Source organism: Bacillus sp. 7705b (assembly GCF_002289525.1).
In the GTDB taxonomy this organism is placed as follows: domain Bacteria; phylum Bacillota; class Bacilli; order Bacillales; family Bacillaceae; genus Bacillus; species Bacillus halotolerans.
This window is the reverse complement of record NZ_NSDH01000045.1, coordinates 1-12,885: the sequence shown is the minus strand read 5'-3', so window position 1 is coordinate 12,885 and position 12,885 is coordinate 1. Positions and strand designations below refer to the sequence as shown.

Here is a 12,885-nt window from a genome sequence, read left to right as displayed (position 1 = left end):
AGAGTATTCCTCTCAGGGCTTTTCATTAGACGGAAACAGCATCAATGATATAAGTGTCAGCGTGCAGATCTGACAGCTCAGCCGGCACAGTGTAGCATGTGAATTGATAGTCTCCTTTAGGAAGGTCAAAGGACAGCCTCTTGGACATGATGCTTTCAATTTCAATTCCGTCTGTTGTGACGTGAAAAGGAACAGTCACTTTTTTTTCATAGGATGCAACTGTTTCTGAACTGTTAAGGCGCAAAAGAATATATACCTTTGAATTCCGCTGTGCCTCAAACGAAATGGCTTCGTCCGTTTCCGCATATCCTTTTTCAATTGCTTCATCTGTCCAATCGATGACTGGCGGTGCGGAACCCTTTTGAAATACAGTAAATTGATGATATGAAATCGTCAGTTCTTGCGGCTTCCATGATTTGATCAATGTGCTGTTCCTCCTCTTTTAACTGTTTACTGAATCGTAAATAAAACCTTTGTGCCGTCAGGGTAATCGGTCAGCTGATGCCCGACCCAGGAGCCTGCGCCGCGATTGTCAGCGGGAGAAATATATTCTACAGAAGCCCCTTCACCGCCTTCTTTGCACATGGCCATTGGCCATTCATCTCGGTCATACCCTGTTTTGGAAGGTACGTCTTTTAATGATTGTTCGCGGCGTTCCTCAGCTCCGTCTCTGTCTATGGTGCACACATCTGAATGCCCCTCACTTATTGCGTCCTTGATATGATTTGCTGTCTCAGGGTAACGCTCAGAAGGGAAGGCCAGTGTTTCGTCATATTCTTCTGTTTGAGACGTTTTTTGATCGTCTGAGAAAAAGTCTCCCTTAATCAGGCCAACAGCTGCAGCTGCTATGACGACTATTACGAGAAGTAAAGTTTTTATAATGTCCATTCGTGATGATCACCTCCCGCGTCAGCAACTTTAAAACTGCTCCAAGAGTAATGCAGAAAGGGCTGGGTGTAAAGATTAAAATTTTTTGTTTTGCCTTAGGTTTATTGCAGAAATCGTAATTTTAGCAGATTGAAATATTCATTTTAAAAAAAATAACGTTATCAAATTGAAATATTGATACTAGATTATAGGCTGTTTTAAGGTTGATCAATCATTTTAAATTGGCTTATGATACCGGTAAGCTCTTCAGCCAATTGAGATAACGTTTCTGAGGCTGCAGTAATCTCTTCCATAGCGGCAAATTGCTCTTCTGTTAAAGCTGCCGCCTGCCGGGTACTCTCTGTTGATTCTTTAATGTCTGTTGTATTGGCGGCAAAGGATTCATTTATTTTTTGCGTACTTGCTGAAATGTTGGTAACAGATGCTGATAAATCGCTGATTTCCGCAGTGATTTCATCTGTTGCGGCTGCAATTTCTTTAAATGCGTCTCTGGTGCGGTGAATCATGTTTACACCTTCAGCAGCTTCTGTTTTCACATGTTCAACAGACTGCGCAGATTCAGTCATATCATTTTTTATCTCAGCGATTAATTTGGAAATCTGTCCGACAGACCGTTGAGATTCCTCTGCTAATTTGCGAACTTCATCAGCAACTACTGCAAAGCCTTTACCGTGTTCTCCGGCTCGGGCAGCTTCAATTGCTGCATTAAGAGCAAGCAGGTTTGTCTGATCGGCAATTTGGGTGATAACGGATAAAATTTGTTCAATTTGTTTAGAACGGCCGTCCAGCTGCTGAATGATCTCTCCGCTTTTTTCAATCGAATGGTGAATGGTATCCATTTGTGCCTGAACATTTGAAATTTCATTTTGGCCAATGTCTGCTTTTGATTGCGCAAGCTGTCCTTTCTCAGCAATGGCAGCAGTATTTGAAGAAATATGCCGTATGTCAGCTGTTGTTTGCTCCAGTGATTTTTCACTGTTTTCGATTCGTGTGATTTGATGTTTGGCACCGTTTGCAATTTGCTGAACAGCTTCTGTGATCTTTTCGGAGGCTTGATTGGTTTCTTCTGCTCCGGCTGAAAGCTGCTGAGAGGCTGATGCAAGCTGAAGGGCGGATTGCTGTACCGTTTGGATTGTCTGATTCAGCTTCATTCTCATCTTATTATAGTAGACACTCAGTTCTGCTAACTCATCAGCGGACTTGTCTGAAACTTCTATTGTCATATCTCCGTTTCCGGCGCTTTCAAAGGCGTATTTTAATACGTTCAGCCGCCGGTTGATTCTTCTGGTGAAAAGCAAAACAAGGATGACAGATATAATAATAACTACAGCAAGAACGATAGCGAATTGAGTGAACAGCGATTGGGTAAGCGATGCTAAAATGCTTTGATTGGCACCTGTATACAGCATACCGATAATGTTGCCTTCCTTATCTTTTAAGGGCATATATGCTGTTTGATAAGAGGAGCCTGCCACATCTGCTTGTCCGTAGAATTGCTTCCCGTTTTTTAAAACAGCGTCAGTGACCTCAGCAGAAGCTTGAGTGCCGACAGCTCTTTCGCCGTCTTTCATTACGTTGGTTGCGACCCGAGTATCTCCTTGGAAAATCGTTACGGTATCACCTGTTTTTTTGCCAAGCAGATCAACAATTTCTTCATTTCCGTTTATTTGTGTCTCGCCTTTATACAGCTTATCGTTTTTTACCTCCCAGTTCCCTAAAATCACGTCATCAATATACGTGCTGCTTAAAGCAAGATCGCCTTTGGCTTTTTCAGTGGCCATTTTTTTCATGCTGCTTGTAATGTCTTTTAGCATTACGGCGCCGACTGATAGAGAAAACAATAGAATAACTGCGAAGACCAAGCTGAGAATTTTAGTTCCAAGCTTCAGCTTTATTTGTTTTTTCAACATAATTCCTCCCTCTGTTTGTTTGTAGGTCATATTACTTATCGGGTTTTTGGGTGTAAAGTTTTATTTTAGGGGATATTAAAACCGGCCTGATCTCCAGGCCGGCTGTGTGACGCTATTCAAGGTTTGCGTGGTAAGTGAACATGGTTTCAGAATTGAGTCCTTTTTTCTCCATGAGTTTTAAAATTATTGCATCATAGAACAGCAGCAATGTTTGCTCAAATAATGAACCCATTGGTTGCATCGTTTTATAGCTTCCGTTTGACTGGTCTTTAGGAGAGCCAGGCATTTTGACGATGAGATCCGATTGTTTTCCAATGCTCGAATCCGGATTGATGGTTAAAGCGGCAACAATTCCGTGCAAGCTTTTTGCTTTGGCTGCTGTATTGATCAGGCTCTTTGTCTCGCCTGATCCTGAGCCGATAATGACGAGGTTTCCTTTGCGGAGCGGCGGAGTGAGAACCTCACCGGCAATATGAGCGTTAAAGCCCATGTGCATCAATCTCATCGCGAAGGATTTTGCCATCAGGCCAGACCGCCCCGCGCCCGCAGTGAAAATTTGATTGGACGAAAGAATGTGATCGGCAAGCTGATCAGCTTCTTCATTAGAAATATAAGCCGCTGAACGGTGTAATTCATTGAGAATTTCCGTTACGTATTCAGTCGTTTTCATTTTATTTATCCTTGGGCAATAAGCTGTTTCATTTTTGAAGCTGTTTCTGCTTTATCGGCTGCGCTTGTAATTCCGCCCCCAACAATGACAAGGTCAGGGTTTTGTTTGATCACTTCTGGCAGTGTATCAAGTTTGATGCCGCCCGCAATTGCGGTTTTTGCGTTTTTTACGGTATTTTTGATGGTCGTTAATTCTTCGAAAGAGTTTTTGCCCTCTGCTTGAAGATCATAACCAGTGTGGACGCAGATGTAGTCAACACCGAGTGCGTCAATTTCTTTCGCACGGGATTCAATATCTTTCACGTTAATCATGTCTACTAAGATTTTCTTCTTCTGTTTTTTGGCTTCTTCTACTGCGCCTTTAATTGTTGCATCGTCTGTAGCTCCTAAAACGGTGATGATGTCAGCCCCAGCTTCCGACGCTTTCATAATTTCGTATCCGCCGGCATCCATGATTTTCAGGTCTGCCAGGACCTTCAATTGCGGAAATGTTTCTTTTATTTCTTTAACGGCTCTAAGGCCTTCATTAATGACAACCGGTGTTCCGATCTCAACCACGTCGATATATTGTTCCACTTCTTTGACAAGCTCGATGGCTTCCGGGATATTTACTAGGTCTAATGCCAGCTGTAATTCCATTGTTGATCCACTCCCTTATTCGAATTATTTTTCATTCTATAGGTTCCCTCTTTAGCTGAGAAGTAGGCACTTTGAAGTCAACTAGTTACTTGGAGGATACTGTGAGAAGAGGCAATCAGATTTCTTTCGCTTGGTTTTATGAGTGAGTATAATGAAAAAGAGTCTGCCAAAAAGTAAGTAAGTGATGATACGTATCTAACATACAAAAAGGATACTAAGGGGGGATTTCTTTTGAGCCGGATGGACGACAAAAGGTTTAATTGTGAGAAGGAATTAACGCTTGCGGTGATCGGCGGCAAATGGAAAATGCTCATTTTGTGGCATTTAGGAAAAGAAGGCACAAAACGTTTTAATGAATTGAAAGCTTTGATTCCTGATATTACGCAGAAGATCCTCGTGAATCAGCTGAGAGAGCTTGAGCAGGATATGATTGTTCACAGGGAAGTGTATCCGGTTGTCCCGCCGAAGGTTGAATATTCCTTGACCCCGCAAGGAGAAAGCCTGATGCCTATTCTTGATGCCATGTATGAGTGGGGGAAAGGCTATATGGAATTGATTGATATCGACAAAAATGTCATTAAGGAATCGTTGTAAGGCGCTCTTGGCTAAGGGTGTCTTTTTTTTTGCCTGTTTTTCGGTTTTTGCGCGGTAAACATATGGGATGTAAAGATTGTAAATGGCTTTCAACAATAAATGGGAAATAGCGTGAGAGTGCATTTTAAAAATTTTTATTTTTCTGTAAATAATGTTTAGTGGAAATTATTGCGGTATCCCGCAAAAATATCCCAGTGAATAAACTGGAATCTTTTCGGTATCCCGCATGAAACTTTTCACCCATTTTTCGGTGATAAAAACATTTTTTTCATTTAAAGTGAACGTTAGAAAGGTTAAAAATATTGAAAACAATGAAGAAATAGGCAAAAATGTTTCACTTTAGGGCAAGAGGGCTTGCGGTCTTTATCTGCCTGTGCCTGACACCGCAATCAATGCTTACGGCTGGCTATTTTTAGGTCGCTTTGTGTTTTTTGTTTAGATGCAACGCTTTTGAGAAGTAGTACTTTTGGCTTTTTGAGCAGTTAGTTCATTAGATTCAAAAGCTGTCAAAGGATACGAAATAGAAATAATCCTGCACATGTTACAGATTATTGAAGATTAGGGGAGGTAAGATAATATGGAAATAACTTTTTATCCTTTAACGGATGCTCAAAAACGAATTTGGTATACAGAAAAATTTTATCCTCATACGAGTATTTCAAATCTTGCGGGGATTGGTAAGCTGGTTTCAACTGAAAAAATTGACTGGAAGCTTGTGGAGCAAGCGATTCAAGAGTTTGTCCGCAGAAATGACGCAATGCGCCTTCGTTTGCGTCTCGATGAAAATGGAGAGCCCGTTCAATATATAAGCGAGTATCGGCCTGTTGATATAAAACATACTGACACCACCGGAGATCCGAATGCGATAGAATCTATTTCACAATGGGGCCGGGAGGAAACGAAAAAACCTCTGCCTCTGTACGATTGTGATTTATTCCGTTTTTCCCTGTTTACCATCAAAGAAAATGAAGTATGGTTTTATGCAAATGTTCATCATGTGATTTCTGACGGGATCTCCATGAACATCCTCGGAAACGCCATTATGCACATTTACTTGGAATTAGCAGGCGGATCAGAAACAAAAAAAGGAATCTCGCATTCATTTATCGATCATGTTTTGTCTGAACAGGACTATGCTCAATCGAAGCGGTTTGAAAAAGATAAAGCGTTCTGGAACAAGCAATTCGAAAAGGTGCCTGAACTCGTTTCCCTGAAACGGAATGCTCCTGCAGGCGGAAGTTTAGATGCTGAGAGATTCTCTCAAGATGTGCCTGAGGCGCTGCATCAGCAAATTTTATCCTTTTGTGAGGAGCACAAGGTCAGCGTTTTATCGGTATTTCAATCGGTGCTTGCAGCCTATTTGTACAGAGTCAGCGGCCAGAATGATGTGGTTACAGGAACATTTATGGGCAACCGGACAAATGCGAAAGAGAAGCAGATGCTCGGCATGTTTGTTTCTACGGTTCCGCTTCGGGCAAACATTGACGGCGGACAGGCGTTTTTTGATTTTGTTAAAGACCGGATGAAGGATTTAATGAAAACTCTTCGCCATCAAAAGTACCCGTATAATCTTCTCATCAATGATCTTCGTGAAACAAAAAGCTCTGTGACAAAGCTGTTTACCGTTTCTCTTGAGTATCAGGTGATGCAGTGGCAGAAAGAAGAAAATCTTGCCTTTTTAACTGAGCCCATTTTCAGCGGAAGCGGATTAAATGATGTTTCGATTCATGTGAAGGATCGATGGGATACTGGGAAACTTACAATTGACTTTGACTACCGTACTGATTTAATGACGCGCGAAGAAATCAAAATTGTTTGTGAACGCATGATGACATTGCTTGAAAACGCACTTACGCACCCGAATCATACGATTGATGAATTGACGCTGATTTCTGAGACGGAGAAAGAGCGGCTGCTATTGCGGGCTGGCGGTGAACCGGTCAATTACCGCAAGAAGATGACGATTCCGGCGCTGTTTCAAGAAAAGGCTGAATCGCTTGCTGATCAGCCTGCGGTTGTGTTTGAAAATCGAGCATTGTCCTATCGAACGTTACATGAACAATCATCACGCATTGCCAGTGTGCTGAAAGAGAAGGGTGTCCGTGCAGACAGCCCGGTTGCCGTTTTGCTCGAACGCTCTGAACGAATGATCACGGCCATTATGGGGATTTTAAAAGCCGGCGGAGCCTATGTGCCGATTGACCCCGAGTTTCCGGTAGAGCGCATCCAATTTATTTTGGAGGACTGCGGTGCGGATTTCGTCTTGACTGAATCGAAGGTTGCGTCTCCAAGTGCATCTGCTGAGCTTATTGACTTTGATCAGGCGATTGCAGGCGGTACAGATGCTATTTCGGATGTCAATCTGAACGCTGGTGATCTTGCCTACATTATTTATACGTCGGGAACAACCGGACGTCCAAAAGGAGTGATGATCGAGCATCGCCAGGTTCATCATTTGGTTGAATCTCTGCAGCAGACCATTTATCAGAGTGAGAGCCAGACCCTGCGGATGGCATTGCTTGCGCCGTTCCACTTTGATGCGTCAGTGAAACAGATTTTCGCGTCGCTCCTTTTGGGACAGACCCTTTATATTGTACCGAAGAACACGGTGACGAATGGCGCTGCTCTTGCTGAGTATTACCGCAGATACGGGATTGAGGCGACGGACGGAACACCGGCCCATCTGCAAATGCTGATTGCTGCGGGAGATTTGACTGGTCTTAAGCTCAAACACTTACTGATTGGCGGGGAAGGTCTTTCTTCTGTTGTGGCGGACAAGCTTCTGACATTGTTCAAAGAAGCGGGTGCCGTTCCTCGTTTGACCAATGTGTACGGGCCGACTGAAACGTGTGTGGATGCTTCCGTTCATCCGGTCCACCCGGACAGTTCAGTTCAATCAGCGTATGTGCCAATCGGTAAAGCACTTGGGAATAACCGCTTGTATATTTTGGATCAAAAAGGCCGTCTGCAGCCGGAAGGCGTGGCGGGCGAGCTTTATATCGCGGGTGACGGTGTAGGACGAGGCTACTTAAACCTTCCGGAATTGACAGCTGAGAAATTTTTACAAGACCCGTTTGTGCCCGGTGACAGCATGTATCGTACCGGAGATGTGGTGCGCTGGCTTCCAGATGGAACGATCGAATATTTAGGAAGAGAAGATGATCAGGTCAAAGTTCGCGGATACCGCATTGAGCTTGGAGAAATTGAAGCCGTGCTTCAGCAGGCGCCTGATGTTGCCAAAGCTGTCGTCTTGGCGAGGCCTGACGACCAAGGGAATCTTGAGGTTTGTGCGTATGTTGTGCAAAAAGCGGGAAGCGAATTTGCTCCAGCGCGTTTGCGGGAACACGCGGCAAAACAGCTTCCTGACTACATGGTGCCGGCTTACATCACAGAAATCAAAGAAATCCCGCTTACACCAAGCGGTAAAGTTGACCGCCGCAAGCTGTTTGAGCTTGAGGTGAAAGCGGTCAGCGGAACAGCTTATACCGCACCTCGAAACGAAATGGAAAAAGCAATCGCTGAGATTTGGCAGGATGTGCTGAACGTTGAGAAAGCCGGGGTCTTTGACAATTTCTTTGAAACGGGCGGTCATTCATTGAAGGCCATGACGCTTTTAACAAAGATTCATAAGGAGACGGGCGCTGACATCCCGCTGCAATATGTGTTTGAGCATCCGACCATCGCCGCTCTTGCTGAGGCGGCCGAGCGTGAAGAAGGCCAAACGTTTGCGGCAATTGAGCCAGCTGAAAAACAGGAACATTACCCGCTTTCTTTGGCGCAGCAGCGGACGTATATTGTCAGCCAATTCGAAGATGCGGGAGTCGGATATAACATGCCGGCGGCAGCTATTTTAGAGGGGCCTTTAGACATTCAAAACCTGGAACGCGCATTTGACGGGTTAATCAGCCGCCACGAGTCGCTGAGGACGTCATTTATGCTTGAAGGCAGTACGCCGAGACAGCAAATTCATGACAGTGTTCAGTTCAACATCGAGATGATTGAAAGAAGCGGCCGCTCAAATGAGGAGGTTATGACTTCTTTTGTCCGCCGGTTTGACTTATCGAAAGCGCCGCTGTTGAGAATCGGATTGATGGAGCTTGAAGAAAACCGTCATATGCTTCTGTTTGATATGCACCATTTGATTTCTGACGGTGTTTCCATCGGCATTATTTTGGAGGAACTGGCACAGATTTACCGCGGTGAACAGCTTCCTGAGCTCCGTCTTCAGTATAAAGATTACGCCGTCTGGCAAAGCGCGCGGGCTGCTGAGGGATACCAGGAGGATCAGGCGTATTGGAAGGAAGCCTTTGCGGGTGAGCTTCCAGTGCTTCAGCTTCTATCCGATTATCCGAGACCGCCTGTCCAAAGCTTTGAAGGAGACCGGGTTTCCATCAAGCTGGATGCGGAGTTAAAGAATCGCCTGTATCGTTTAGCTGAAAAAAATGGAGCCACACTTTATATGGTCATGCTGTCAGCCTACTATACGCTCCTGTCTAAATATACGGGGCAGGATGACATCATTGTCGGCACCCCGTCAGCGGGCAGACATCATTCTGATACAGAGGGCATTGTCGGCATGTTCGTCAATACGCTCGCGATTCGCAGCGAGGTGAAGCAGGATGAGACCTTTAACAGCCTGCTCACACGTGTGCGTCAGCAGGTTCTGGATGCTTTTTCTCATCAGGATTATCCATTTGAATGGCTTGTTGAAGACCTGAATATACCGCGTGATATCAGCAGGCATCCATTGTTTGACACGATGTTCAGTCTCCAAAACGCAACGGCGGGCATTCCGGCTGTCGGTGATTTGACATTGTCGATTCATGAGACCAATTTCAACATTGCCAAATTTGATGTAACGGTTCAGGCAAGAGAAACGGACCAAGGCATTGATCTTGATTTAGACTACAGCACCAAACTGTTTAAACGAAGCACGGCAGACAGGCTGCTCACGCATTTTGCGCGGTTGCTTGATGATGTAGCGGCTGAGCCTGAGAAACCAATTTCTGAATACAATCTTCTTTCTGAACAGGAAGCCGCTTCACAAGTTCAGCAGTTTAACCCGGAAAGAACGCCTTATCCGAAAGACAAAACGATTGTTCAGCTGTTTGAGGAGCAGGCTGCCAAAACGCCGGATCGTCCGGCACTTCAATATGAAGGGCAATCGCTCACATATCGTGAGCTGAATGAACGGGCCAACCGTTTAGCGCGCGGCATTCTTTCAATGGGAGCAGGCGAAAGCAGGACAGCGGCCGTCCTATGTGAACGGTCAATGGACATGATTGTGTCAATCCTGGCGGTATTAAAATCCGGTTCGGCTTATGTACCGATTGATCCGGAACACCCGATTCAGCGGATGCAGCATTTCTTCCAAGACAGCGGAGCGAAAGTGCTTCTCACCCAGAAGAAATTAAAGGCGTTAGCGGAAAAAGCGGAATTCGAAGGCGTCATCGCGCTCGCTGATGAGGATGATAGCTATCACGACGATGCGCAAAACCTCGCTCTGCCGTTTGATTCGGCGGCTATGGCCAACCTGACGTATACATCCGGAACTACAGGAACGCCAAAGGGGAATATCGTGACACATGCCAATATTATGCGCACGGTTAAGCAGACGAATTATCTCAGCATTACGGAACAGGATACGATACTCGGACTCTCAAACTATGTATTTGACGCATTTATGTTTGATGTGTTCGGTTCTCTTTTAAACGGCGCGAAGCTTGTCCTCGTTCCGAAAGAAACAGTTCTGGACATGGCTCGTCTTTCTCGTGTCATTGAGCGGGAGAACATCAGCATTCTCATGATCACGACAGCTCTGTTCCACCTTCTTGTGGACTTGAATCCGACATGCTTGTCGACTTTGCGCAAGGTTATGTTCGGAGGAGAACGGGCTTCTGTAGATCATGTGAAAAAAGCGCTGCAGACCGTTGGAAAAGGCAAGCTGCTGCACATGTACGGCCCATCTGAAAGCACGGTTTTCGCGACGTATCATCCGGTTGATGAATTGGATGAGCACACGATGTCCGTTCCGATTGGAAAACCGGTCAGCAATACGGAAGTATACATTCTTGACCGCGCGGGACATGTTCAGCCTGCCGGCATCGCCGGAGAACTGTGTGTCAGCGGGGAGGGCCTCGTGAAAGGCTATTACAACCGACCTGAACTGACTGAGGAGAAATTTGTGCCGCATCCGTTTAAAAAAGGCGAACGCATGTATAAAACAGGTGACTTGGCAAGATGGCTGCCGAATGGCGATATCGAATTTATCGGAAGGATCGACCACCAGGTGAAAATCCGAGGACAGCGCATTGAGCTCGGAGAAATTGAGCACCAGCTGCAAAGCCACGATCGTGTGCAGGAGAGCGTTGTGCTTGCCGTCGATCAAGGTGCGGGAGACAAACTGCTTTGTGCTTACTTTGTCGGACAGGGTGAAATTACAGCGCAAGAGCTGAGAGAGCATACGGCAAAGGATCTGCCGGCTTACATGATTCCTGCGGTATTTATCCAAATGGACGAGCTGCCTCTGACCGGAAACGGAAAAATCGACCGTCGGGCGCTTCCGCTTCCTGACGCCAACATCTCAAATGGTGTTTCATATGTTGCGCCGCGCAATGAAATAGAACAAAAAGTGGCAGACATTTGGGCACAGGTGCTTCAGGTTGAACAGATCGGCATCTATGACCAATTCTTTGATATCGGCGGACACTCGTTAGCGGGCATGAAGATGCTTGCCTTGATTCATCAGGAACTGGGCGCCGAGCTTTCTCTGAAGGATCTTTTCCAATCACCGACCGTTGAAAGCTTAGCGCAGGCTATTGCCGCCGCTGAAAAAGGAACAGCGATCAGTATCAGACCGGCAAAGAAACAAGAGACTTATCCTGTTTCTTCTCCGCAAAAACGGATGTACGTGCTTCAGCAGCTTGAAGGAGCGGACACAAGCTACAACATGCCATCGGTTCTGCGTCTGAAGGGTCATTTGGATGCTGAAAGGCTCAAATGCGTAATGAATCAGTTAATGGAGCGCCATGAAGCCTTCAGAACAACCTTTGAAATAAAAGACGGAGAAACGGTGCAGCGAATCTGGGATGAAGCAGCGTTTGATATGGCATATTTCGAGGCTCCAGAAGAAGAGACCGAGCGGCTCGTTTCTGAATTTATCCGTCCGTTCACACTCGACCGGCTGCCGCTGTTCAGAATGGGGCTGATCAAGCTTTCAGAAACTGAGCATCTGCTGCTGTTTGATATGCACCATATTATTTCTGACGGAGCGTCTGTCGGCGTGCTGATTGATGAACTCTCGAAGCTGTACGACGGAGAAAGCCTTGAGCCGCTTCATATTCAATATAAGGATTATGCCGTGTGGCAGCAGCAGTTTATTCAGTCCGAGCTTTACCGGAAGCAAGAGGAGCATTGGCTGAAGGAGCTTGAAGGAGAGCTGCCGGTGCTGACTCTTCCAACTGATTACAGCCGTCCTGCGGTTCAAACGTTTGAGGGAGACCGGATTGCATTTTCATTAGATGCAAGAAAAGCAGATGCTCTTCGCAAGCTTGCGAAGGAAACGGATTCCACATTGTATATGGTTCTTCTGGCATCTTACAGTGCGTTTTTATCAAAATTGAGCGGGCAAAACGATATCATTGTTGGCTCGCCGGTAGCCGGACGCTCTCAAGCAGACATCAGCCGCGTCATCGGCATGTTTGTCAATACGCTGGCGCTGCGCACGTATCCGAAGGGCGATAAGACGTTTGCGGATTATCTTGGTGAAGTGAAAGAAACAGCACTTAGCGCATTTGAAGCGCAGGATTACCCGCTTGAGGAACTGATCGGAAAAGTTCAGGTTCACCGTGACACAAGCAGAAACCCTTTATTTGACGCAGTATTTTCTATGCAAAATGCGAACATTAAAGATTTAACGATGAAAGGGGTCGAGCTTGAACCGCATCCGTTTGAGCGGAAAACGGCCAAGTTTGATATCACGCTGACAGCTGACGAAACCGGCGAAGGGCTCACATTTGTTCTTGAATACAATACGGCGCTGTTTACACCGGAAACGATTGAACGATGGAAGCAATACTGGGTGCAGCTTTTAGGAGCAGTAACAGAAAATCCAAACCAGCCGCTTTCCAGCCTGTCACTCGTCAACGAAACAGAAAAACAAACGCTTCTGGAGGCATGGAGAGGG

7 protein-coding genes are annotated in these 12,885 nt (G+C 45.6%); 2 read left to right on the top strand and 5 right to left on the bottom strand.

Going from position 1 to position 12,885, the window contains the following annotated elements:
• Positions 1 to 25 precede the first annotated feature (25 nt).
• From CJU60_RS17225 to hxlA, 5 genes are all read right to left on the bottom strand, one after another.
• A complete protein-coding gene (locus CJU60_RS17225; RefSeq protein ID WP_095714428.1) occupies positions 26 to 424 on the bottom strand; it encodes a competence protein ComJ in 399 nt (132 codons plus the stop codon).
• A 26-nt stretch (positions 425 to 450) separates the two neighbouring features.
• The gene (nucA, locus tag CJU60_RS17220) at positions 451 to 888 is read right to left on the bottom strand and encodes a DNA-entry nuclease (protein ID WP_024120178.1); all 438 of its coding nucleotides are present in this window, start codon (positions 886 to 888) and stop codon (positions 451 to 453) included.
• Positions 889 to 1,085: 197 nt separating this feature from the next.
• Positions 1,086 to 2,798, bottom strand: coding sequence for a methyl-accepting chemotaxis protein TlpC (gene tlpC / locus CJU60_RS17215; RefSeq protein ID WP_095714427.1), 1,713 nt, complete (start codon positions 2,796 to 2,798; stop codon positions 1,086 to 1,088).
• Between the two features lie 112 nt (positions 2,799 to 2,910).
• Positions 2,911 to 3,468 carry a 6-phospho-3-hexuloisomerase gene (hxlB, locus tag CJU60_RS17210; protein WP_095714426.1) on the bottom strand — a complete coding sequence of 186 codons (558 nt, stop codon included), beginning with the start codon at positions 3,466 to 3,468 and terminating at the stop codon, positions 2,911 to 2,913.
• Positions 3,469 to 3,473: 5 nt separating this feature from the next.
• Positions 3,474 to 4,106, bottom strand: coding sequence for a 3-hexulose-6-phosphate synthase (gene hxlA / locus CJU60_RS17205; RefSeq protein WP_003224929.1), 633 nt, complete (start codon positions 4,104 to 4,106; stop codon positions 3,474 to 3,476).
• Positions 4,107 to 4,337: 231 nt separating this feature from the next.
• Here hxlA and hxlR point away from each other — a divergent pair, with 231 nt between their 5' ends.
• Both hxlR and srfAA read left to right on the top strand, forming a co-directional pair.
• Positions 4,338 to 4,700 (top strand): transcriptional activator HxlR, encoded by a 363-nt coding sequence (gene hxlR, locus CJU60_RS17200; protein WP_003241118.1) that lies wholly within the window; start codon positions 4,338 to 4,340, stop codon positions 4,698 to 4,700.
• A 577-nt stretch (positions 4,701 to 5,277) separates the two neighbouring features.
• The coding region (gene srfAA / locus CJU60_RS17195; protein ID WP_095714425.1) for a surfactin non-ribosomal peptide synthetase SrfAA at positions 5,278 to 12,885 on the top strand (7,608 nt) is incomplete at its 3' end.